Origin of the sequence: Phocaeicola coprophilus DSM 18228 = JCM 13818, from assembly GCF_000157915.1 — a bacterium.
Classification (GTDB): domain Bacteria; phylum Bacteroidota; class Bacteroidia; order Bacteroidales; family Bacteroidaceae; genus Phocaeicola; species Phocaeicola coprophilus.
On record NZ_EQ973651.1, the window covers coordinates 33,420 to 58,501 of the forward strand.

Consider the following 25,082-nt stretch of genomic DNA (forward strand, 5'->3'; position numbering starts at 1 on the left):
TTTTTTTTTTTTTACATACACGGCATTGGATATCAGCCTGTTTATGAGTAAATTTGAACGTTTCTTAAAAGGAAGTATTATGAAGACTAAGTTGTATTTCTTGACACCCTTGTTGCTGTTTGCACTCAGTGCCTGCAACTCTGATGATCCGTCTTCTTCCGAAACGGATGTTCCCGCAGCCAAAGAACGGCAGGATATTCCTCTTACGCGTTCAGAAACCCAGTTGGCTGACCATACACTGGACTTCTCGCTGGCTTTGCTCAGACAGGCCAGTCTGCAGGAGGCAGGAAAAAATATGCTGGTGTCTCCTCTCGGCACGGCTGCCTTGCTCAACCTGATGGCTAACGGAGCTGAGAGTCATACGGCTGATGAACTGTATGCGGTTTTGAGTCCTTCCGGTGTCAGTGCCGGTGAATTGAATGATTTCTTTTCGAAACTCAATACCTGGCTTCCGGAACTGGATAACACAACCTCACTGGCACAGGCTTATTCTCTGTGGATGGACGATCAGTTCACCGTTCATTCCGGTTATACGGATGTGGCTCAGTCGGTATTGGGAGCAGATGTCAGACAACTGGATTTTCAGAATACCCAAAGTCAGCAGCAGCTTTACGACTGGTGCAGCGAAAAGACAGAAGGATGTATTCGGGAAATTGATTGTCCGTTGGCGGATGCGCAGCTGGTGATGCTTCATACACTTTATTTCAAAGGAGCATGGACTGATAAATTTGATCCTGCACAGACTCGGACAGAGACTTTCCGGGGGAATCTCAGGGAAGTTGCCGTGCCGATGATGCATGACAGACAGAGAGCCGGTTATGCCGCAACTGAATCATTTACGGCTGTCAGTCTTCCTTATGGTAACGAAGCATATTCCATGTTGCTGGTTCTTCCGGCTGCCGGGACAGATATGGCGCAGGCCGGCCGGGCATTGGCCGACGGAGCCTGGAAAGAACTGACGTCCCGGCTTTATGGGGCTCAGGTGGATCTGAAACTGCCGAAGTTTGAACTGGCTTATGATACCTCACTTATTGAAATGCTTCAGGAAATGGGGATTCACGATGCATTCAGTGGAGAGGCTGATTTCAGTGGACTGACCCCCGATCCGTTGTATTTCAATGTTTTCAAGCAGCAGTCTGTTCTCAGGGTAGACGAACGGGGAACAGAAGCTGCTTCCGTCACCTGGGCAGGGCTTGACACTTCTTTGCCTGAAGGAGGTGAGGAACCTGTGGCAGCTGTCACTTTTGACCGGCCGTTCTATTTCTTCATCCAGGAAAAGAGTACCGGACTGATGCTTTTCATGGGTAAAGTGGAAGAATTGAATCCGGAATAAACTCATTTCTATACTGATTTCACCGGCTTGATGTAAATCATGAAAACTGAATAAAAATAATATTTTCTGTTTGTACGGAATGTATAATATGTTGGAAAACATATAAATTTGCCCCGCTAAACCAAACTAAACTAAAGATGTTGGAATACAAAACCGTAAAGTATCATATCCCTCAGCAGGGAATATACTTGTATGCTCGTACAAACGAAGGAAAGACGGAAATGATCGTTTTGAACAGTACTGACCAGGAACAGACATTGCCAAGCGAACATTACAATGCCTTGACAAATGGACGGAAAACCGGTACGGAAATTGCCAGCGGCAAGCAAGTGGATTTCACACGTAATTTGGTTTTACCGGCTCGCCAGTCACTGGTCATCGAATTTTAAGAGTCTCCCTCCAAAAGGAGACTGAGTGGACAGAATATTTGGAAAAGGCTGTTCCCGACTGCCGCAGGGCAGGGGAACAGCCTTTCTGTTTGTTACACTTACTGGTGGTCAGTAGTTAATTGATTGATTTCTGCTTCTGTCAGTCCGGTAGCCTTTGCTATTTGTTCCGGAGACAATCCCAGTGATTTCAGGTTCCGTGCAATAGCGGCCTTTTCTTCAGCACGCCCTTCTGCCAGACCTTCAGCTCTGCCTTCAGCGCGACCTTCTGCACGCCCCTCTGCTCTGCCTTCAGCACGCCCTTCAGCACGTTCCGTCATGATGTTGTCACGCAGAATCACGATATTGTCCAGATGCTTATAGTATGCTTTCAGTTCTTCCCGGCTCATACGGTCCAGTTTCAACTGCTCTTTCACCGTATCCAGTCCCGGAGCTGTGGCATGTTCCGGAACATTGCCTGTGTTCAGATAGTAAATCCATTCTTCCAGCGGTGTCCTGGCTACCCGGTTAAAGTCATTTACTTTCAGAATGTAATATTCCGGATAGAGCTGACTGACCTTGTCCACCTTGAATGTCTGTTTCTGGAATGGACTGAGTTCCAGTATGTCTCCTTCGTGAATGCCTATGAATTCTGTCTTCCCGTGATATACGAAATCTTTGCCGTGTCCCAGGGAGAAATATACAATATTCACGCTGTATACTTTACGCACCTTCTCATATCCTTCACCCCGGTTGATGTATTCCGTTACCAGTTTGGACGCACCGAACAGCATGCGTTGGAAGTACGCATACTCGTTGTTGTTTTGAACCTCGATGAGTACCAGCTCTCCTTGTGAATTTTCGGCCAGCATGTCCACGCGGTTATATTTGTCGAATTCATCCTCCTGATTGCTTTCGCTTTCCAACAATTTGTGGATGGTTACTTTTTCCTCCAGCAGGGTGGTAAGCAGTCCTTCCAATACCGCATAATTGGCCTTGTTGCGCAACAGGCGCTTCATGGCCCAGTCAAAACGAATATAATTTTCCATAAGGCAATGCGTTGTTAATTGTTGTTCTTACAAAGGAAATGAATAATTTGGTTTTTACCAAGAAAATGAATGTTTTAGTTTTTCTTGTTATTTCGATGCGGCAGGATCACGGTAGCCTTTAAAGTATTTGCGGAAGAAAATCCACTGATAATCGATCGAATTGTTCCAGTAGTTTATGTTATGGGCACCCGGACGTATGATAAAATCGTGACGGATACCTCGCCTGAGGAGTTCCTGATGGAATTTCCGGTTGACTTCCAGAAAGAAATCTTCCGTTCCGCAGTCGATGATCAGGGAGAGATCTCCATCCTGGATGCGGTCCAGCTGGGTCATGACCGTGTGGGCATCCCAGCGGCTCTGGTTTTCTACTTCCTTACCCAGGTGGTTGCTCATTCCCCAGCTTTTTGGGAACGGACGGATATCTACACCGCCGCTGGTACTTCCGGCTGCTCCGAACAGATCCTTGTGACGGAAGGACAGCCACATACTTCCGTGTCCGCCCATGCTGAGTCCGGTGATGGCCCGTCCCTTGCGGTCTTTGATGGTGGGATAGCGGGAGTCGATCCAGGCGGTCAGTTCCCGGGCTACAAAGGTTTCAAACTGGCTTTCCGGACGTAGCGGACTGTCCCAGTACCAGCTTGCTTCTCCGTCGGGACATACTACGATAATACCGTCGCGGTCGGCCATCTGGGGAAGTTCCGGTTTGATGGTCGGCCATGTGAATGCATTGCCTCCGTGTCCGTGCAGTAGATAGAGGGTAGGGCAGGAGTTTCCGGCCAGTGCCTGTTCGGGCACGATGACCACTACCGGAATGTTCCGTTTCATTTTGGGACTCGCAACGGAGAGGGTGTCCACCCGTGCAGCCTGGGCACAAAGGGCCGTCAGCAAGAGGACGGCAAGGCATAATCCGAGTTTTTTCATCGTTGTTAAAAGGTTGGTTTATGAGTTAGAATTTTAGGCTTTGTTTTTTGCAAAGGTAAGACGTTTTTCACTTTTTCAGGTGCGGATAAGGGCATTTTGTGGTAAAAAACGTACCTTTGGGGCATGAGAATACGATTGGAAGAAAACAAAGGAATCCCCGCATCCCTGCTGTGGATGCTGGCGATCATTTCCGGGGTGGCAGTTGCCAACCTCTACTACAACCAGCCCCTGCTGAACCGCATGGGCGAAGATTTGCACGTATCCGAGTTTACGGCTAACCTCATTCCGATGGTTACGCAGATCGGTTACGCGCTGGGACTGCTGTTCATCATTCCGCTGGGTGACCTCTACAAGCGGAGGAACATCATTGTGATTAACTTTTCACTGCTGGCCTGCTCCATGCTGGCTGTGGCTGTGGCGCCCGATATCCGTTGCATACTGGCGGCTTCGCTGGTGACGGGTGTCTGTTCCGTCATGCCGCAGATCTTCATACCGATGGTTTCGCAGTTCTCGCTGCCGCAGAACAAGGCCCGTAACGTCGGGATGCTGGTGAGCGGACTGCTGGCCGGTATTCTGGGATCTCGTGTGATCAGCGGAATTGTCGGCGAATACTGGGGCTGGCGCACCATGTATTACATTGCTGCCCTGATGATGCTGGTCTGCATCTTTGTGGTGTTGCGCATCCTGCCTGACATGCCTTCCAATTTCCGGGGGACGTATCGCGGCCTGATGAAGTCTCTACTGGATCTGTTCCGCAGCCAGCCTACGATCCGCATGGTGTCGGCACGTTCCGGACTCTGTTTCGGCAGTTTCCTGGCGCTCTGGGCCTGTCTGGCCTTCAAACTGAGCGGACCTCCCTTTTATGCCGGCAACAACGTGATCGGTATGCTGGGACTCTGCGGAGTGGCCGGGGCACTGACTGCTTCCTTTGTGGGAGCCTCCGTCCGCCGGCTGGGAGTCCGTCCCCTGAATTTCATCGGCTGCGGACTGATGATTGCGGCATGGGCCGTGATGTATATCTTTCAGGACACGTATACCGGATTCATTGCCGGTATCATCCTCATTGACATCGGTATGCAGTGCGTACAGATCAGTAACCAGACCTGTGCCCTGTCGATGGCTCCCCAGGCATCCAGCCGGGTGAACACCATCTTTATGACCACTTACTTTGTGGGCGGTGCTGCGGGTACTTTCCTGGCAGGTACATGCTGGCATGCCTTCGGCTGGGCCGGAGTGGCAGGAGCCGGAGTCTGTCTGACGGCCTGTTCCCTGCTCATCACGTGTCTGGCCAGACACTGATCCGGGACTGCCTTTATGATCCGTAACCTCAAATTCTTTAAAATATCGCATGAAAAAATCAATCCTTTACCCCAAAGAATGGCTGGCCATCCATCCCTATACGGCTGTCCGTCCTTCGGATGCGTATTATGTGACACTGGCCAATGAACTGCTGGCGGCCTGTACGCTGACGGAGCTGCCCGAACCTTTCCGGCGCAAGCTGTGTCTGTATGTGGCAGCCTATGTGGAAGATGTCGTTTCCGGACTCGGACTGTGGAGATGTTTCACGAAGGAACATACTGCGCTTTACGGGAAGCCGCTTCCGTTCCGGAAGGTGTCGGCCGACTGGCTCTCCGATGAGGTGAACGAGGAAGACGTGGCGTTCCTCATCTGGAACACCTGGCAGAAAGCCACTTTCAGCCACGGCTTTGTCAGTCCCCTGCATCCGGACATTATCCGTCAGGCAGCCGCTTTCCTTCCGCTGGTGGAGCGGGCCTACGAGGAAGCTCCCGAGAATGAGGCACTGGCCGGATTCTGGGATACCTTTGCCACGAAAGAAGAGGCTGAACGCAAGCTGACCTGGCTTTTCGGACATACTTATCTGACGGAGCCGTCGATGCAGCCTTATATCGCCCATGTTGCTCCGCACGACCGTTTCATCGTACCGACCGGACCGCTGGCGCTCTTTCTGCACGAATGGACAGACCGCCTGGCCGCCGATCCTTCACGCTGGAAGGAAGTGGAAGGACTTTATACTTCCGAACCGGAAGTACCCGAACGGGTGAAGGAACAGAACCGCCGCAACTACGAACTCTTTACGGCGCATACACAGGGGCGGGAAGTGGCTTATCTGCCGGACTATGAGGCTCTGCGCGGTTTTCTGACCGGAGTGCTCCAATGGCCTGATGACGACAATCACACCCTGCCTCAGTTCCGTGCCCACCGCAACTTTGTCCTGCTGGTGAATCGGGAGAAGGGTATTCTGCTGGCCAAGGACGTGGCTGCCTGCATTGCCGACCCGGACAATCCGTTGTATCGTCCGGAAGAAGCGCGCAGGAAGGCTTTCCGCCTGCTCACCGAGGAAATGCTGTGTCCGCCCGACCTGTTGCACCGCTGCATTGCCAACGGCTGGTTGCCTGATGCTTCCCTGTCCGGCGAAGCGGACAGCTGGGTACAGGAGAATGCGGATTTCATTGCCCGCCACACCCTGCTGTACTACTACCGGGGAGACTGATCCGGAAATTATCCGTAACAGTGTCCGGATATCCCGGAAAAATCGTATCTTTACCCAGACTTTAATTTAAAAACCTATAACAACTTATGAAACAACGTTTATTTGTCATTCTGACTTACCTCGTATTCCTGGCGGTACAGGGCCTGCAGGCACAGGTGCGCTTCGACAAGAAGAAGCTCTACAATGTCTGCTCAGTCAAGTATCCGGGAAAGGCCTGGAGCTATTCAGGTTCGGCCCCGAATGTGAAACTGGCCGCAGTGAGTGAATCGGACAAACAGCAGCAGTGGAGCATCACGGATCTTTCCGGCAGCTTCCGGCTGATTAATCCTTTTGAGAACCGGGCCGTGCGGGCTGCCGACAATGCCCTGGCACAGGTGGCTGAAGTGAACGGATCTGACGAAATGCAGCTGTGGCTCATCAAGCCTGTCGGCGAGTATGTGCAGCTGATTCCTTCAAACAAGGCGCAGTGGGTAGCTTCCTGCCGCGAAGACGGAACCATCGCCCTGGTGGATGTAGCCAAGGCCGGTACGTCGAAGGAAACCCTTTTCCGCATCACGGCAAGCAAGGTGGCTGCTCCGGCTTCTGCTTCCGGTGCTGCACGCGAGAAGGTGTACTGGGAAGACGAAACCCGTTTCGAGGAAAACAAGGAAAAGGGCCATGCCACTTATATTCCTTATTTCAGCGAACAGGAAATGCTGGCCGACAAGGAGTTTTACGCCACTCCGTGGGTGTACAACCAGAGCAAGGCCATGATGCTGCTCAACGGCGACTGGTACTTCAACTTCGTGCCGCAGCCGTCTGAACGTCCGCTGGATTTCTATAAAGAAGACTATGATGTCAGCAGCTGGGCTACGATTCCTGTTCCCTCCAACTGGGAAATGCAGGGATATGACCGTCCCATCTACTGCAATGTGGAGTATCCGCACTCCAACACACCGCCCTATATCGATGCCCGCAAGGGATTCAATGACGGCGGAAAGAACTACGGCATCAATCCCGTGGGCTCTTACGTCCGCTATTTCAACCTGCCCGAAGGCTGGGATAAACAGCGCACTTTCATCCAGTTCAACGGTATCTACAGTGCCGCATTGGTTTACCTGAACGGAAAGTACGTGGGCTATACCCAGGGTTCCAACAACGTGGCTGAATTTGACCTGACTTCATATCTCCGTCCGGGACAGAACAAACTGGCCGTACAGGTGTTCCGCTGGAGCGACGGCTCTTACCTGGAATGTCAGGACATGTTCCGTATGAGCGGTATCTTCCGCGATGTTTATCTCTACAACATACCGCTGGTGAGCGTGCGCGATCATTACATTACTTCCCGTCTGGATGCTTCGGCTGATTACCGTCAGGGAGAAATGCAGGTGGAACTGACGCTCGACAACCGGGGACGTCTGAAAGGCGAAAAGGAACTTGTTGTCCGTCTGTCGGATCCGTCGGGCAAGGTAGTGGCTGAAACCGAACAGACCGTGCGTTTCTCTGAACGTGAAACAACCTGCAAGGTTAAGACTGACTTCCGCGTGAAGAACCTCAGCCTGTGGACAGCAGAAACACCGAACCTCTATACGGTGAGCGTTATCCAGCGTGCTGGAGGCAAGGACGAAATGGCCTTCTCTACCAAATATGGTTTCCGCGACATCGAAGTACGCGGTCCGCTGGTATATATCAACGGCAAGCGCGTCTTCTTCAAGGGTGTGAACCGCCACGACAGCCATCCGCTCTACGGACGTGCCGTAACGGTGGAATCCATGCTGCAGGATGTGCTGCTGATGAAGCGCAATAACATCAATACCATCCGTACCTCACACTATCCCAACGCGTCGAAGATGTATGCCATGTTCGACTATTACGGACTCTATACCATGGATGAGGCCGATCTGGAAGACCATGCCAACCAGTCCATCAGTGACATGCCGTCATGGATTCCGGCCTTTGTGGACCGCATCGACCGCATGGTGCTGCGTGACCGCAACCATCCGAGTGTGATCTTCTGGAGTCTGGGCAATGAATGTGGAGGCGGTAACAACTTCCAGGCCTGCTACGATGCAGCCAAGCGCCTTGATCCCCGTCCCGTACACCACGAAAGCACCCGCGACGGCAAGGAATTCGGCGGTAACCGTTTCAGTGACCTCTACTCGAAGATGTATCCCAGCATGGGCTGGATGGATCAGTATGTCAACTCGTTCGACAAGCCGATGTTCATCTGCGAATATGCACATGCCATGGGTAATGCCATCGGTAACCTGACTGAATACTGGAACAGCATCGAAAGCAGTTCGTCTACCATCGGTGGTGCCATCTGGGACTGGGTAGACCAGGCCATCTATGAACCGGTTGAAATCAAGCAGGGCAACTATGCCGGACGTCTGCACACCGGATACGACTTCCCCGGCCCGCACCAGGGCAACTTCTGCTCCAACGGTATCATCCCCGCTACCCGCGAGGAAACTCCGAAGCTGAAGGAAGTGAAAGCCGTTTATCAGTATATCAAGTTCCGTCTGGAGAATAATGACAAGAACGGAAACGAAGTGACTGTCAGTCTGAAAAATACGTATAACTTTACTTCTCTGGCTGATTTTGACCTGCGCTGGGAAACCGTGAAAGACGGTTATGTAGTGGGAGCAGACAGCATGCTGCTGGCCGATGTAGCCCCCTATGATTCCGTTTCACTCACTTTGCCGCTGTCGGGAGCTGACCTGAAGAAAGCATCGAAGAACGGTGAAGAAGTGATGATCAACCTGACCGTGCGCCAGCGCAAGGCAACGGTATGGGCCGGAGCCGGTCATGAAGTAGCCCAGAAGCAGTTTGAACTGACCAGCCGTGCCGGACTGCCGGAACTGCGCATCAATGCCCGTGTACCCAGGCTGGCCGTGAAGAAAGAAGGTCAGAGCCTGACCGTCGGCAACGGATTTGTGGATGCAGCCTTTGACACCACAACCGGACGGATGACTGCCCTGCGCCTGAACGGACTGGATGTCATCTATGGCGGTGAAGGTTTCATCTTTGATAACCACCGCTGGATTGAAAACGACCGCTTCGAGAAGACCGAAAACGGACTGGAACCCACCGGTACCTGTGAGGCTGTGGAAGAAGCCAGCGGTAATGTGGTTGTGAAGACTGTCCGCAAGGGAAGTCTCTGCGACACGGAGATCACGTATGTGTTCTATCCGGGCGGCGTAATGGATATGGATGTGAAACTCACTCCGAAGACTGCCGACCTGCGTCGTACCGGTCTGGTATGCTCCGTCAATGCCGGTCTGAACAATGTGGACTATTATGCATACGGTCCGTGGGAAAACTATAACGACCGTCATGCAGGCTGCATGGTAGGACGCTACCGCACCACTGTGGAAGACATGGTTGTACCTTACGTGAAACCCCAGTCCATGGGTAACCGTGAAGGCTTGCGTGAACTGAAGCTGACCAACTGCCAGGGACGTGGTGTCAGCATCCAGACCGAAGGCGGTGTATCCTTCTCCGCCCTGCGCTATACGGATGCCGACCTGATGAAGGCCAACCACCTCTGGGAACTCCAGGAACGTCCGTGCATCATCCTTCACCTGGATGCACTGGTTCGCGGTCTGGGTAATGCCAGCTGTGGTCCGGAAACCATGCTGAAATACAAGATCCCGCAGATGCCGTTCAGCTACAAGCTGCGCTTCTCTGCCTGCGACTGATCTTGATGATTAAACCTGTAACGAGGCTGACTTTATTTACGGAAGTCAGCCTCGTTTTTATATATGCCTGTTCTTTCTGTCTGTTTGTCTTGTTTGCTGTTGCTGATTGTTTCCTGCCGTTGTTAATCTGTTGTCGAATAGAGATTTGTTATATTCAGGGATGCGGCTTGTATCAGAATAAGTAATGGAAATGCAATATGAATCATGTAGCTTCTTTATGAAAAAGTAACTGGACTGTAATACCATAGTCCTACTTTTGCAGCGTTAAAAAATCAAATATTTAATCTTTTTTATATAAAGATTCTGTTTGAGTTATTCTAAAATAAAAGTTACATGAAAATTAAACAATCTATTTTAACAGGATTATGCCTGCTTTTTGTATGGACGGCACAGGCACAGACTCAAGTTATTGCTCACCGTGGCTTCTGGAAAACAGAAGGTTCTGCCCAGAACTCGATTACAGGCCTTCAGAAGGCCGCCGAAGCCGGAGTGTATGGTTCCGAATTTGATGTGCAGCTGACTGCTGACGGGGTAGTGGTAGTCAATCATGATGATGTTGTCGAAGGACTGGTGATCGGAGAGACCAGGTATGAAAAACTGAAAGATATCAAATTGAAAAACGGAGAACGTATTCCCTTGCTGGAAGAGTATCTGAAGACAGGTAAGCAGCTTCCTGAGATTCGTCTTGTACTGGAAATCAAACCTCATAAGACCCAATCTCAGGAAAATCAGATCGCCGCTGCCTGTGTCAGACTGGTAAAAAAATATGGAATGGAAAAGCAGGTGGAATATATTTCTTTCAGCATGAATATATGTGAACAGCTTGTCAGCCTGGCTCCGGATGCGGAAGTGGCTTATCTGAATGGAGACTGTGCTCCGAAGGATATCAAGGCTAAAGGACTGACAGGAATAGACTATAGTTATAAGGTGTTTTACAAGCATCCGGAATGGGTGAAAGAAGCCCAAAGTCTGGGATTGAAGGTAAATGTATGGACTGTGAACAAAACAGCTGATTTGCAGAAGATGATTGCTATGGGTGTGGATTTGCTGACAACTGACCAGGTGCTGGAAGCCAAAGAGATGGTAAGCGGTCGGGAAGCCCGATAACGGATGAGAGGTGAAATCAATAAAGATAACATGAAAGGTAAATGGATTATTCTGGGCTTCATGCTGTATGGAGCCTGTGTACAGGCAAAAATCGTTGATTCTCAGTTTTGTTTTGCTGGGAAAGTGATAGATAAAAATGGTCGGGGAGTAGCCGGTGTCGTAGTGAACAACGGTATTAGTTTTACAACAACGGATGCACAGGGAACGTGGGCGTTGCATTCAGATACGACCAGAAGCAAGTTCGTTAGCATTTCTACTCCGGCAGGATATGTCTTGCCTCAGAATGACGGACTGGCCGATGGCTTTTATGTTCCGGTGCGTGTCCTGGCTTTGGCCGGTGGAAAACATGATTTTGTATTGGAGAAGCGGACTGAAACTGACGATCGTTTCCATTACATAGCCGTGTCTGATCCTCAGGTGCGCAATGAACGCGATTTCAAGCGCTGGTGCCAGGAAACGGTGCCCGATATGGTGGAAGTCATTGACTCGTTGAAGCAGTCGCATGAAGTTGTCGGAATGACACTGGGCGACCTGGTATGGGACAACATGCCTTTGTTTGATAATTACAAAGCTTCGCTGAAAAATACGGGAGCCACATTCTTCCAGTGTATCGGTAATCACGATTTTGACAGACAGTATCAGGGGCTTCACAATATGGAACTGGCTTCACCGGTATATGGTGAAATGGTCTACGAAAGTCATTTCGGTCCCACTGACTATTCTTTCAACATCGGCAAGGCACATATTGTCACGATGAAGAACATCAACTATGTAGGTGGAAAATCTTATCTGACCAGCCTGACCGGGCAGCAGCTGGATTGGCTGAAGAAGGATTTGAGCTATTTGCCTGAAGGCAGTCTGGTAATCCTGAACATGCATGCACCTTCATGGAACCGTATTTCTCCCGATGGCAACATCCGGAACGCCGCCCAGCTGAAGGAGGTTCTGAAAAACTATAATGTACATGTGTTCAGCGGACACACTCATTTCTTCCAGAACAATGAAGTTTCTCCTGTGCTGTATGAACACAACATCGGTGCGGCCTGTGGCGGCTGGTGGACGGGCTGGGTCAATCAGTGTGGTGCGCCCAACGGATATATGGTGGTGGATGTTGACGGAAATGATTTGAAGTGGCATTACAAGGGAACCCGCCGTGACTTTTCTTATCAGTTCCGCATCTATAACAAAGGAGAGTTCAAAAGCCAGAGCAGTTTTGTGGTTGCCAATGTCTGGGACTGGGACAGTGCCTGCAAAGTCGTGTGGTTTCAGGACGGAAAACCGATGGGAGAAATGGAACAGTTCGTTGATTCCGATGAAGAGCGTGCTTCGGAACTGAAGAACCGTGCCTCGGCAGAAAAGACAGGCCATCTGTTCCGTGCCATGCCTGCCGACGGAAGCAAGGAAATCCGGGTAGAATTTACCAATCGTTTCGGAGAGGTATATACGAAGAGTATTCGTCTCTGAGCCCGAATGAAATCAAGGCGATATGAATATAAACAATCCATAAATTAATAAAGTGATGAATATATTGAAATCTGTAGTTTTATTCCTGATACTCCTGTTGGCTGGAAGCAGTATGGTGCTTTCGGCACAGAACAGAAGCATATCGGGAAAAGTGTTCGATACAAATGAGGAGCCTCTTATCGGGGTGACAGTAACCATTGAGAACACTACCATTGGTGCGATAACTGATATTGACGGTGCCTTTACACTTCAAGTGCCCGAAGGGAAGGTAGTTCTGAATGTGTCGTATGTGGGTTTTGTCCCGCAGAAGGTGACGGTTGCTTCCGGACAGTCCAATGTGACCGTACGTCTGAGCGAAGATGCGGTCTTGCTGAACGAGGTAGTGGTTGTCGGTTATGGTAAACAGAAGAAGGTGAATCTGACCGGAGCTGTTGCTTCCGTAGGTGGTGAAGAACTGGAAAACCGTGTCACAAAATCGTTGAGCAGTATGTTGCAGGGTACAGTAGCCGGCTTGAATGTAACGACCTCTTCGGGTGTGCCGGGCAGTTCCGCTTCCATCAATGTGCGCGGTATCACTTCCATCCATGAATCGGAACCGCTGGTACTGATTGACGGTGCCGTGGGAGATATCGACCGAGTCAATCCCAATGATGTGGAATCCATTTCCGTTATCAAGGATGCATCTGCCGCTGCCATTTACGGTGCACGTGCTGCATTCGGTGTGATTCTTGTGACAACCAAGTCGGGAGCTGCCAAAGGCGGCAAGGCAACTGTACGTTACAGCGGCCGTTTCGGATGGCAGGCACCTACCACTTCCACTGATTATGAAACAACCGGTTACTGGTCAGTATATACCATCAATCAGTTCTGGCAAGCCAATTCGGGTACGCTTTATGTGGATTATACCGATCAGGATATGCAGGAACTGTGGAACCGTGTGAACGACAAGACTGAACATCCGGATCGTCCCTGGGTGGTGGAAGACGTGAGAAACGGACGTAACCAGTGGGTTTACTACGGAAACTATGACTGGTGGCATAGCCTGTATCGTGACAACCGTCCGATGCAGCAGCACAATGTGTCCATCAGCGGAGGCAAGGATGATGTAAAATATTTCGTTTCGGGATCCTACGACAAACAGACAGGTATCCTGCGTGAGAATCCGGATATATACCGGAAATACAATCTGCGTTCGAAAATCGATTTCCGTATCAATGAATGGCTGACCATGTCGAACAATACTTCGTTCTACAGCTCACAATACAGCTATCTGGGTGACGGTGACGTTGAAAATACACTGGCCTACAGTGCCCGTCATGCACTGGCTTGTTTCCCGCAGAAGAATCCTGACGGATCCTGGCTCTACAGTACACCTTATCTGAACTACAAGGTGGCCAACGGACGCCATATCCTTCTGGGTGAGAATTCACACCGCAATGTGGAACGCAGTACGGACTTCACCAATACCACCCGTCTGGTGTATGCTCCGATCAGGGAGCTGAGCTTCACCGGAGACTTTACTTATCGCCAGTACCAGTCGCGCAATACCAGCCGTTCAAACGTGATGTATTACCGGGAGTATCCGGATGGTGAACTGTTGTCGTATGCAACCGGAGCCGGAGCTAATCGTCTGGATGAGGCTGTCAATACGAACCAGTATTACTCTACCAACATTTTCGGAACCTACGATGACACCTTCAACCAGGCTCATCACCTGTCGGTTGTAGGCGGTATGAACTATGAAGCATGGAAGAACAAGAATATTTCGGCATACGGTGAAAACCTTGTTTCTACTGATCTCGACGACCTGGATCTGGTGGGACAGAATGCGGAAGGTGCTACGATCACCGGAGTAGGCGGAGGACAGAATGAATATGCCCTGCTGGGTATTTTCGGACGTATCAATTATGATTATAAGAGCCGTTACCTGTTTGAGGTGAGCGGACGTTATGACGGAACTTCCCGTTTCGCTTCTGGAAGCCGCTGGGGATTCTTCCCTTCAGCTTCGGCCGGATGGCGTATCTCCGAAGAATCTTTCTTCCAGCCTGTACGCCAGTGGATAGACAATCTGAAAGTCAGAGGATCTTTCGGTAGTCTGGGCAATCAGAACATCTCTTCTTATTATTCTTTTGCCCGCCTGATTTCCATCTCCAGTCTGGGATATACTTTCGGGGAAGGAAGTGTGCTGCCCAAGTATTCTTCACTGAGCGCACCCATCGCTTCGGGAATAACCTGGGAGACTGCACAGCAGTGGGACTTCGGATTCGACCTGACCATGCTGGGCAACCGTCTGAACCTGACGGTGGACGGTTATATCCGCGATACGAAGGACATGCTTACCGATGGTGTGGATCTGCCCGGAGTGTATGGTGCCGACCTGCCCGATATGAATGCAGCCGACTTGCGTACGAAAGGTTATGAAATCACCCTGAACTGGCGTGACCGCCTGACACTGGGAAACAAGCCTTTTGAATACAGTGTCGGACTTAACCTGAGTGACTACAAGAGTGTGATTACGAAATACGACAACGAGAACAAGACATTTGCCAAAGATTATTATGAAGGAATGGAAATCGGTGAGATCTGGGGATATGTGACAGACGGACTGTTCCAGACCGACGAAGAGGCAAAGGCATACGCTGAAAAAGTTGACTTGAGTTATGTACTCAAGGGACAGACCGGCGGATGGCAGGCCGGCGACGTGAAATTCGTCGATCTCGACGGTGACGGCAAGATAGGCATCGGAAGCAACAATGTCGACAACCCCGGCGACCGGAAGATCCTCGGCAATTCTCTGCCTTCCTTCTCTTACGGTATTTCAGCCAGTGCGCAGTGGAACGGTTTTGATGTTTCCGCCTTCTTCCAGGGAACAGGCAATCACTACTGGTATCCTGCCGGACAGTCAATGCCTTTCTGGGGCCCGTACTCTTATCCGTATCTGTCGTTCCTGCAGAAGGACTTCCTGGCCGATGTATGGACTGCTGAAAATACGGATGCCTATTTCCCCCGTGCGATGGCTTACTCTGCCAGCGGTGGGGTGCTGAGCAACGTGAACGACCGTTATTTGCAGAACCTGCGTTATCTGCGCTTCAAGAACCTGACAGTCGGCTATACACTCCCTCAGTCATGGACCGGAAAAGCCAGAATCGAATCTGTGCGCATTTACTTTACCGGTGAAAACCTCTGTTACTGGTCGCCGCTGAAGAAACATTCCAGATATGTAGATCCCGAAGCGGCTATTGACAGAAGCGATGCATATAACAATGCTTATTATCCGTGGCAGAAATCATTCCTGTTCGGTATTGACGTTACTTTCTAATGACTTAAACTAACAGAACATAATATGAAAAAAAATATTTTATTGGCTTTTACGTTGATGGCTGCTCTTTCATCCTGTAATGACTGGCTTGACAAGACCCCGCTGAGCGATATCACGGAAGAAAACTATTTCAGGACTGAAACAGATCTCCAGCTTTTCAGCAACAACTTTTACAACACGATTCTCGACAAGTCACCCTACGACCAGCAGAGTGATGTATATGTACAGCAGGAGCTGTCGGATGAACTGCTGGGAGGATCCAACCGCATCGTTCCCGCCAGTGGAGGAGGATGGACCTGGACTGCACTGCGCAATGTCAATACCCTGCTGGGAAACATTGATAAGTGTGAGGATGAAGAGGCTGCGGTCAAGTATTCCGCATTGGCCCGCTTCTTCCGTGCCTACTTCTATTTCGACAAGGTAAAACGCTTCGGAGATGTACCCTGGTATGACAAGGAACTCTTCTCTTCCGATGAGGAACTCTATAAGGCACGCGATTCCCGTGAACTGGTGATGACCAATATGCTGGCCGACATTGATTACGCCATTGAGAACTTGCCTGCCAAAGAAGAAGAAACCAGCAGTCCTTTCCGTGTGAACCGCTGGGCAGCCCTGGCTCTGAAGGCCCGCTTCTGTCTGTATGAAGGAACCTATCGCAAATACCACAATGTATCACTGGACGGACACGATTACGCCTACTATCTGGAACAGGCTGTGAAGGCTGCTGAGGAACTGATCAATGGCGGTAAGTATCATCTGTATTCCACCGGTAATCCCGAAGAAGACTATCTGATGTTGTTTGCCGCAGAAGATGCCAATCCCGATGAGTATATCCTGGCTATCAAATTCGATTATGGTATGAGTCTTTACCACAATGCTACGGCACATACTCTGGTTCCGACACAGGGACGTCCGGGACTGCCCCGCAAACTGATCAATGCCTACCTGATGAAAGACGGAACACCGTTTACCGACCGTGCAGGATGGGAGAAAATGCCTTTCACCGAAGAAGTGAAAGATCGCGATCCGCGTCTGGCTCAGACTGTCCGTACTCCGGGGTATCACCGTATCGGCCAGACTGAAATTCTGGCTCCTGACTTGTCGGTCAGCGTAACCGGTTACCAGCCTGTCAAGTTTGTACAGGATCCGACTGCTTCTGGCGGACAGGTAGACCGTAACGACCGTTCTACTTGCGACCTTCCGGTTTTCCGCTATGCTGAAGTCCTGTTGAATTATGCGGAAGCTAAGGCTGAACTTGGCACATTGACACAGGCTGATCTTGACAAGACCGTTAATGTGATCCGTGACCGTGTGGCAATGCCGCATCTGGATATGGCCGCTGCCAACGCTAATCCGGACAGTTACCTTTCTTCAGCTGAATATGGATATACCAACGTGACCGGAAGCAATCAGGGAGTGATTCTCGAAATCCGTCGGGAACGTGCCATTGAACTCACTCAGGAGGGATTCCGTTTCGATGACCTGGTGCGCTGGAAAGCAGGCTCCTGCGTGAATCAGTCCATTACCGGTATGTATTTCCCCGGTGCAGGTGAATACGATCTTTCCGGTGACGGCGTGACGGATGTCGTTCTCTATACCGGCGATACCAAACCTGATAAAAAGGATGCACAGGTGTACAAGATCGGATCTGACATCGTGCTGACCGAAGGAGAAAGCGGATATGTTGATTATCACCATAACATTTCGCGTACTGCCTTTAATGAGGAACGCGACTATCTCTATCCGATTCCTATCAATGAACGTTCGCTGAACCCGAATCTGACACAGAATCCGGGATGGAATGACGGACTTTCTTTCTGATTGAAAGCATAGCCATGAATAAACCAACAGGGACAGTCTCACATATACGGCTGTTCCTGTTTTTTGTACCTTTATTTTTCCACCTGATTCCTTTGCAAAAAAGACGGGATGGGTTATCTTTGTGTCCGGATCGTCCCGGTGACGGTTCTTTTGTGTTCATCTTAACAGAAAATACTTATGAAACATGTGTGGAAACCAACCCGTTCCCTGCTGGCTGTACTGACAGCCTGCGCTTCTCTTTCCGCTCTGACCGCTTCCGGACAGACAGTTCCTCCACCTGCTCCCTACGGGGCACTTCCTTCACAGGGCCAGTTGCAGTGGCATGAGATGGAGATGTATAACATGATTGAGTTCAATCAGATCAATTACCTTGATAAAGACTGGGGCTGGGGCGACGAGTCTCCCGAGATCGTCAATCCCGTAAACTTCAATGCCGAAGAGATCGTGCTCCGTGCCAAGAAAGCCGGATCGAAGGGATTCCTCATCAATGCGAAACACCACGGAGGCTTCTGTATGTGGCCTTCCCGCACGACCGACTACAATATCTCCCGTTCTCCCTGGCGCAACGGAAAAGGCGACTGGGTAGGCGAGTGGGAGGCAGCCTGCCGCAAGCACGGGCTGAAGTTCGGGGTTTACCTTTCTCCCTGGGACCGCAATACGGCCAAGTTCGGTACTCCCGAATACCTGGATATGTTCAAGGCACAGCTCCGGGAACTGCTCACCCAGTACGGCGATCTCTTTATCATCTGGTTCGACGGTGCTCCGGGTGAGGGTGGCGACGGATATTATGGCGGTGCCAATGAATACCGCGGAGGCTTCCTCGACTACTACGACTGGGAAAACATCTATGCTCTCTGCCGCGAACTGCAGCCCAATGCCGTGATCTTCGGCGATCCGGGACCCGACGTGCGCTGGGTGGGCAATGAGAAAGGATATGCCGGCGAGACCTGCTGGGCTACCCTGTTTGCTCCCGGTGAGAAATGGAACGGACGGCCGATCCCTTCCGGTGCGCCCGAACACATCAAACGCATCAACGAAGGAAACCGCAACGGCCAGTACTGGATTCCTGCCGAAGCTGACTTCTCCCTGCGCCGGCGCTTCACCTGGCACGCTTCCGACAGCCTGACCGTCAAGACTCCCCAGAAACTGTTCGACATCTATATCAACAGTGTCGGACGCGGACAGGGATGGGATCTGAACCTCCCGATCAATCCGCTGGGGGAACAGGATGAGCCCGACAAGCTTGCCCTGGAAGAGTTCGGACGCTACCTGGAAGCTACGTTCCGCGATGACCTGACCAGGGGAGCCACGCTGCATGCTTCCAATGTGCGGGGTGGGGATGAGGCACATTACGGCACTGCCCTTCTGACCGACGGAGACCGCTATTCCTACTGGGCCACCGACGACAAGGTAACCTCAGCCGAACTGGTTCTTGATTTTCCCCGTACGGAAACATTCAATATCATCAAACTGCGCGAAAACATCAAGCTGGGCCAGCGCATTGACTCGGTGAAAGTCGATATGAAGGTCGGCGGAACCTGGAAAGAAATTGCCGGAGCCACCAGCATCGGTGCCTGCCGTCTGATCCGTCTGAAAAACTATGTGGAGACTTCCTCTCTGCGCATCCGCTTCTATGCACCGGTTGCCCTGGCTGTCAGTGAAGTGGGATGCTACAAGGAACCCGACGGAGCCGTTGCTCCCGTGATCAGCCGCACCAAGGCGGGCGAAGTGTCTCTTCAGGTGGAACGTCCGGTCTACCAGCTTCGCTACACGACCGACGGTTCCGTGCCTTCGGTTTCCTCTCCGCTTTATACCGGACCGTTTACCTTTGCCCGGGAAGGAGCTGTCCGTGCCGTAGCCTTCGACAAGGACGGCCGGAAAGGTGAGGAAGCTGTCCGTACCTTCGATGCCTGCAAGCGCAACTGGCGCATCCTGACCGCCGACGGGCAGCCTTATGCCGCAGCCGGGGCCCTGGTGGATGATGACGACCAGACCTTCTGGCGCTCCCCTTCTCAGGACAAGGATGCTGCTTTCCGTCCGCAGAGTCTGGTGATCGACCTGGGCGAAACACAGGAAGTCAAAGGATTCTCCTATACGCCCCGTCAGGACAACAGCAGCGAGGGGGTAATCGACCGCCTTGCTCTCATGGCCAGCGAGGACGGCAAAAACTGGACACCGGTATACGAAGACTTTATTCCCAACATCCGTCAGGCACCGGTCTACCGTTCCTTCCGACTGAAGACTCCCGTGTCCTGTCGCTATCTCAAGCTGACAGCCCTGCGCGTGCTGGAAGGCAATTACGCTACGGGAGCCGAGTTCGGCATCCTGCTGAAGTGAATTTATCCGGGACACCGGCGGATTTCCCCGCTTCCGATGCAGAGCCGTGCCTCCCGGTCGTAGATCACACCGAACTGACCCGGTGCGATTCCCTGGATCAGGTGCGGACTCTCCACCTCATAACCGGTTCCTGCCGGTCGGATCACCCCCGGCAGGAACTGGTCCGTATGGCGGATCTTGAAGCAGATCTCCTGTTCCCCGGCTTCCGGCCAGGGATTTTCCGTAATGAAATGAAAGTCCGTCAGCCGGAACTTCCGCCCGTACTGATGCACCGTGTCATATCCCCGCGATACGAACAGCAGGTTCTTCTCCGGGTCCTTGTCTACCACGAACCACGGACCTCCGCTCAGTCCCAGTCCTTTCCGCTGTCCGATGGTGTGAAACCAGAATCCCTTGTGCGTACCGATCTCCCGGCCGCTTTCCAGTTCCACGATTGCCCCCGGCCGTTCGCCCAGGAAACGCCGGATAAAGTCGTTGTAGTTGATTTTTCCCAGAAAACAGATCCCCTGGCTGTCCTTGCGGCGGGCACTCGGCAGCCGTGCCGCCAGAGCCGTCTCGCGCACCTCCTGCTTCATCAGTCCCCCCAGCGGAAACAGCAGCCTGGATACCTGCAGGTAGTCAATCTGAGCCAGAAAATCCGTCTGATCCTTCACCGGATCTTTGGCCGTTGCCAGCCACACCTTCCCTTCGCGTTCGCAGGTCGACGCATAGTGCCCCGTCGCAATCCGGTCGTACGCATGTCCCGCCTTTTCCTCGAAACATCCGAACTTGATCAGCTTGTTGCACATCACGTCCGGGTTGGGCGTGAAGCCCTGTCTCACCTTGTCGATGGTGTAAGCCACCACCCGGTCCCAGTACTCCTGCTGGAGATCCACCACCTCCAGCTTCAGGCCATACTTGCGGGCCGTTGCCGTCGCCAGTTCGATGTCCTCTTCCGCCGTGCAGCTCAGTCCGTCGTCGGTATCCATGCCGATCCGGATATAAAACAGGTCGGGCTTGTAGCCCTGTTCGCAGAGCAGGTGGACCGCTACGGCACTGTCCACTCCGCCCGAAATCAATGCAGCCAGATTCATGAAGTATTTTTGCGGCAAAGTTAGCTCCACTTTCCCGAAGGTGAAATACCCTGTTTGGGGTATTCTCTGCATAGCCGTAGCTTTCATCGTGCTGGCTTATTTTCTGTAATCATTGATAATATATCTGATTTTACGGGAGTATGTAATAATTTTTTCTGAATGTATTGATTTTTTGATATTTTCTTTATATATTTAGCCACATAATTCACAAATCCGTAAACTTTTAAACAGATAGGTTATGTTTGTCTTTTTTAATTTTCCAAAGTCCCATTCTGGAATTTTTCGGGTGATAATTTTAATGTTTAGTGTATTCCTCTTTTCCTGTGAAAAGGAGAATGCGGGTTCTTCTGCTTCTGCCACAATTCTTGAAATACCGGAATCACAGACTTCCTGGAATATTTCTCAAAGTGGAGAGACAGTTTCTATACAACTTCATTCTGATGGGAGGTGGAGTGTTGAACTGGATGATCAGTTCTCTTCATGGATAAGTATAACTCCCCTTACAGGAGGTGCAGGAGACTCTGTCATCAGTCTGACCATAGGAGAGAATTGGAATAAAGAAGAACGGAATGGAGTTGTGACAATCCGGAGTGGTGAACTTTATCAGACGGTATCAGTTATTCAGGAAGGGAATAGTCAGTATCTTGTTCCAGAGGGTGAAAATACAGACGATATGCCGGTTGACAAATGGTAACTTTAAAAGAAAGGAAATATAATGAAAAACATAGGAATTTATATCGGTTTGCTGTTTTTGGTATGGAGTATGTCAGCATGTACGGATGAGCAGTCATTTGATGGGCAAAATGGAAGTATCCGTGTGACAGGTGTTATAGATCAGTCATCAAGAACTGTATATGATGTGGGCGAAGATGCAGTTGTTGTTTCATGGGATGAAGGTGACCTGATTGGTCTGTTCCCGGAAGGGCAGTCAAGGGCAATACGTTATAAAGCTCTTACAAAAGGAAAGCAGGTTGATTTTGCTCCGGTTGATACACCTTTAGAGAAAAAAGAAGGGGGAGAGTTCTATGCATATTATCCTCATGTAGAATCTGCTTTAAGTTTTCCTCATCTTCCCTTCAGAGATCTGTTTACACAATCTTATTGTGAGGATCATCCCGATCCGGCTGTTGACTTCATGTACGCTAAAAGCCAGATGCAGAATGGAGAATTGCATTTGCATTTTAGTCATCTGTTTACTTTTTTGAAACTTAATATTCGTGTGGAACTTTTGGATAATGCACAGGGATTGTTTGTTCGTTCGGTAGAGCCTCTCATTCCTGTAACCGAAGAAGGTAATTTACCTTACTTTGATATGGAGAAAGAGATGGTTTGCGGAGTAAAGTATAATCACATGTGGTATCTGATACCTGCTGATAAGATAGCCGATAAAGAGGTGGTTACCTGTTATCTGGCTGTACTCCCGACTTCAGAAGACAACGTCATTACTTTTTTTCTTTTCAAGAATGATGGAACAGCCGATCAGGCAATTTTGGAACGGAAAGCCCCTGAAGGTGGTTTTCTCCCCGGGCATGTATATGATCTGACGGTTGATGAAATGGAATTTGAAGATGTAATGATGGTTCAGCAGCGGGAAAAGCAGGCGTTGATAGATCTGTATAATGCTACTGATGGCGACAATTGGATCAATCATGAGAACTGGTGCAGTGACAAGCCTTTATATGAATGGTATGGAGTTGAATATTGGGATGGACGTGTCAGGAGTCTTTCCTTATCTGAAAATGGATTAACCGGAAACCTTCCTGCTTCTCTGGCTAATCTGGAAAATTTGAATTACATGAATTTGACCGGCAACAGGCTAAGTGGAAACGTGCCGGATGAAATACTTGCCAGTAAGTGGTGGAATGAAGTTGGTTTTGGTGGCATTCTTTTTCAGCAGGAAGGATATAAATTGATATTCCCTACGTATGAATCCACTGATTATTCGATGGATGGGTCTGTTGTTACTCTTCAGACTCACACAGTAGGAGATGGTTTGAAACTGGTGATTTTCGGTGATGCCTATTCTGACCGTCTGATTGCCGATGGAACATATCGGAGCCATGCCGAACAGGCCATGAAGGCGTTCTTTTCAGAAGAACCATATGCTTCTTTTCAGGATTACTTTGATGTGTATATGGTCAATGTTGTGTCCAGAAATGAAATACTTGGGGAGAATACAGCATTTCAGACCTCAGTAGAATTTGAGAGGAATACATTTGTTACAAATCCTCTGATGGTTATTGATTATTGCTATAAGATGGCGGAAACGAATTATCAGACAGCTGATGTAACTACCATTGTTCTGTTGAATTCAAGTGCACCGTTCCGTTCCAATTGTTCGATGTGGTCTGATGGTTTTTCGGCAGCTTTCTGTCTGTATGGTCAGGGTGGGCAAGATCTTGAATATCTGATCCATCATGAAGCTTGCGGGCATGGATTTGGAAAACTGGCCGATGAATATACTGAATTTGAAGGTTATTATCCCTATTCAGCTGGAGTTGAGGAACTTCATGCTATAAATGAATCCATGAACATTGATGTGACCTCTGATCCTTTGCAAGTGTCGTGGGGATATTTTCTGTCGGATGCCCGCTATGCAAATGAAAAAATCGGAATTTATGAAGGAGCTGATTATTATCCCAAAGGAGTATATCGGGCTACGGAAAATAGTATCATGCGGTATAATAGCGGTGGCTTTAACGCACCAAGCCGACAGAGCATTTATCGTCGTATCATGGAGAAGTCCGGTGGCATGTATAACTTTGAAGAATTTCTGAAATATGATGAGATCAATCGGCAACGGATAGACTGGGGAGTTGTTTCCCGGAGTATTTCAATGCCTGAAATGCTGAAAGGAGCCTCACCGATCCGATACAATTATCCTGCAAGTGAGGCAAGAAGCCGTTTGGGAAAATAAGATCCGTTGTAAAAACCATTCAGGGGAAGTCCGGAACCACAAACCAGACTTCCCCTGAACCATTTTTCATCCCATACATTGGCTTATCCGATCATCGGAACCAGCCACTTGGTCAGCAGGTAACCGCCGCCCAGCAGCCAGATGTAAAGCAGTCCGGCCAGCAGGAAAGGTTTCGCACCTGCCTGTTTGAATTTCTCCATGCTGGTGTCCGTACCCAGAGCAGTCATGGCCATGGTCAGCATGAATGTATCGATGTATTCAATGGCACCGTTCAGCGGAATTTCCTTCACGCTGTCCACTCCGAAGAGGTATTGCAGCAGTGAGTTCAGACAGATGATGCCGATGAATCCGAAGGCAAACCAGGGAATGGTGATCTTGCTCTTCTGGGTCGTGCCTCCCTCTGTTGCAGCCTTCTTGCGGCCGGCCAGTGCGAAGCTCATGATCACGAGCACCGGAGCCAGCATCATGACACGGATCATCTTGGTGATGGTTGCCGTACCCGCAATACCCAGCGTGTCGGTCGGGTCCATTGCGTTACCCGCACCGGCCACGTGAGCCACTTCGTGCAGGGTACTTCCCGTATAGATTGCTACTCCCGTGTCACCCAGCGCATCCAGCATACCGGCGCGGTACAGGATAGGATAGAGGAACATGGAGATCGTTCCGAAGATCACCACCGTCGATACGGCGATGGCTGTCTTGTGGCCCTCACATTTCACGACCGGTTCGGCACCCAGCACTGCCGCAGCACCGCAGATCGCGCTTCCCGTAGCCGTCATCAGCGAAGTATCTTTATCCATTTTCAGCAGCTTGCCCAGCCATACGCCCAGGAAGATGGTTCCTGCCACGATGATGGTGTCGATCACCACAGCCGGAAGTCCCACGGCAGCTACCTGTGTCAGCGTCAGGCGGAATCCGTAGAGTACGATACCGGCACGCAGGATCTGCTTCGTACAGAACTTGATTCCCGGCACCCAGGTTTCGGGAAGCTTGTTGCGCAGGCTGTTGGCATACAGCATACCCAGGATGATACCCACAATCAGCGGACTGAATGACAGACTTTTCACGAAAGGAATTTCGGCGATGTAGAACGCAGCGAATGAGAATAAGGCAATCAATAAAATACCGTGAATGGTATTTGCTCTGTTTTCTTTACTGAACATAGTTTTATCTCTTTTTTAATC

The 25,082-nt window shown here is 50.4% G+C and carries 16 protein-coding genes; 12 read left to right on the plus strand and 4 right to left on the minus strand.

The genetic code is table 11. From position 1 onward, the window contains the following. Window positions 1-79 precede the first annotated feature (79 nt). Together BACCOPRO_RS16045 and BACCOPRO_RS16050 are read left to right on the plus strand one after the other, a co-directional pair. Entirely contained in the window at window positions 80-1,333 is a 1,254-nt protein-coding gene (locus tag BACCOPRO_RS16045; RefSeq protein WP_162231606.1) for a serpin family protein, read from the plus strand. Between the two features lie 140 nt (window positions 1,334-1,473). Further along, complete coding sequence (locus BACCOPRO_RS16050; protein WP_040311620.1) at window positions 1,474-1,722, plus strand: cyclomaltodextrinase C-terminal domain-containing protein; 249 nt, start codon at window positions 1,474-1,476, stop codon at window positions 1,720-1,722. 98 nt (window positions 1,723-1,820) lie between these two features. On the opposite strand, the gene BACCOPRO_RS16055 is transcribed toward BACCOPRO_RS16050, so the two are convergent. Both BACCOPRO_RS16055 and BACCOPRO_RS16060 read right to left on the minus strand, forming a co-directional pair. Further along, the gene (locus BACCOPRO_RS16055; RefSeq protein WP_008145293.1) at window positions 1,821-2,747 is read right to left on the minus strand and encodes an Rpn family recombination-promoting nuclease/putative transposase; all 927 of its coding nucleotides are present in this window, start codon (window positions 2,745-2,747) and stop codon (window positions 1,821-1,823) included. A gap of 87 nt (window positions 2,748-2,834) precedes the next feature. Beyond that, window positions 2,835-3,668 carry an alpha/beta hydrolase gene (locus tag BACCOPRO_RS16060; protein WP_008145294.1) on the minus strand — a complete coding sequence of 278 codons (834 nt, stop codon included), beginning with the start codon at window positions 3,666-3,668 and terminating at the stop codon, window positions 2,835-2,837. 123 nt (window positions 3,669-3,791) lie between these two features. Between BACCOPRO_RS16060 and BACCOPRO_RS16065 the strand changes: the two genes are divergently transcribed. The 8 genes from BACCOPRO_RS16065 to BACCOPRO_RS16100 all read left to right on the plus strand — a co-directional run bounded on the left by BACCOPRO_RS16065 (window position 3,792) and on the right by BACCOPRO_RS16100 (window position 19,908). Further along, window positions 3,792-4,967, plus strand: a complete 1,176-nt coding sequence (locus tag BACCOPRO_RS16065; RefSeq protein WP_008145295.1) for an MFS transporter — start codon at window positions 3,792-3,794, stop codon at window positions 4,965-4,967. A 49-nt stretch (window positions 4,968-5,016) separates the two neighbouring features. Then, a complete protein-coding gene (locus tag BACCOPRO_RS16070) occupies window positions 5,017-6,180 on the plus strand; it encodes a DUF3843 family protein (RefSeq protein WP_008145296.1) in 1,164 nt (387 codons plus the stop codon). Between the two features lie 86 nt (window positions 6,181-6,266). After that, window positions 6,267-9,860 (plus strand): glycoside hydrolase family 2 TIM barrel-domain containing protein, encoded by a 3,594-nt coding sequence (locus tag BACCOPRO_RS16075; protein WP_008145297.1) that lies wholly within the window; start codon window positions 6,267-6,269, stop codon window positions 9,858-9,860. Between the two features lie 333 nt (window positions 9,861-10,193). Next, window positions 10,194-10,967, plus strand: a complete 774-nt coding sequence (locus tag BACCOPRO_RS16080) for a glycerophosphodiester phosphodiesterase (protein WP_008145299.1) — start codon at window positions 10,194-10,196, stop codon at window positions 10,965-10,967. Window positions 10,968-10,970: 3 nt separating this feature from the next. Continuing rightward, window positions 10,971-12,431 carry a calcineurin-like phosphoesterase C-terminal domain-containing protein gene (locus tag BACCOPRO_RS16085; protein ID WP_008145300.1) on the plus strand — a complete coding sequence of 487 codons (1,461 nt, stop codon included), beginning with the start codon at window positions 10,971-10,973 and terminating at the stop codon, window positions 12,429-12,431. Window positions 12,432-12,486: 55 nt separating this feature from the next. After that, window positions 12,487-15,750: a SusC/RagA family TonB-linked outer membrane protein gene (locus tag BACCOPRO_RS16090; RefSeq protein WP_008145302.1), complete on the plus strand. Its 3,264-nt coding sequence runs from the start codon at window positions 12,487-12,489 to the stop codon at window positions 15,748-15,750. A 24-nt stretch (window positions 15,751-15,774) separates the two neighbouring features. Continuing rightward, entirely contained in the window at window positions 15,775-17,571 is a 1,797-nt protein-coding gene (locus BACCOPRO_RS16095; RefSeq protein ID WP_008145303.1) for a RagB/SusD family nutrient uptake outer membrane protein, read from the plus strand. A gap of 177 nt (window positions 17,572-17,748) precedes the next feature. After that, window positions 17,749-19,908, plus strand: coding sequence for an alpha-L-fucosidase (locus tag BACCOPRO_RS16100; protein WP_008145305.1), 2,160 nt, complete (start codon window positions 17,749-17,751; stop codon window positions 19,906-19,908). A 2-nt stretch (window positions 19,909-19,910) separates the two neighbouring features. Here the strand turns inward: BACCOPRO_RS16100 and mnmA are convergent, their stop codons facing one another. Continuing rightward, complete coding sequence (gene mnmA / locus BACCOPRO_RS16105; RefSeq protein WP_040311611.1) at window positions 19,911-20,981, minus strand: tRNA 2-thiouridine(34) synthase MnmA; 1,071 nt, start codon at window positions 20,979-20,981, stop codon at window positions 19,911-19,913. A gap of 238 nt (window positions 20,982-21,219) precedes the next feature. Here mnmA and BACCOPRO_RS16110 point away from each other — a divergent pair, with 238 nt between their 5' ends. Together BACCOPRO_RS16110 and BACCOPRO_RS16115 are read left to right on the plus strand one after the other, a co-directional pair. Continuing rightward, window positions 21,220-21,675, plus strand: a complete 456-nt coding sequence (locus tag BACCOPRO_RS16110; RefSeq protein WP_008145308.1) for a BACON domain-containing protein — start codon at window positions 21,220-21,222, stop codon at window positions 21,673-21,675. A 21-nt stretch (window positions 21,676-21,696) separates the two neighbouring features. Then, window positions 21,697-23,898 carry a M64 family metallopeptidase gene (locus tag BACCOPRO_RS16115; RefSeq protein ID WP_008145309.1) on the plus strand — a complete coding sequence of 734 codons (2,202 nt, stop codon included), beginning with the start codon at window positions 21,697-21,699 and terminating at the stop codon, window positions 23,896-23,898. Between the two features lie 83 nt (window positions 23,899-23,981). Here the strand turns inward: BACCOPRO_RS16115 and BACCOPRO_RS16120 are convergent, their stop codons facing one another. After that, window positions 23,982-25,061, minus strand: coding sequence for a YeiH family protein (locus tag BACCOPRO_RS16120; protein ID WP_008145310.1), 1,080 nt, complete (start codon window positions 25,059-25,061; stop codon window positions 23,982-23,984). Window positions 25,062-25,082: the final 21 nt, after the last annotated feature.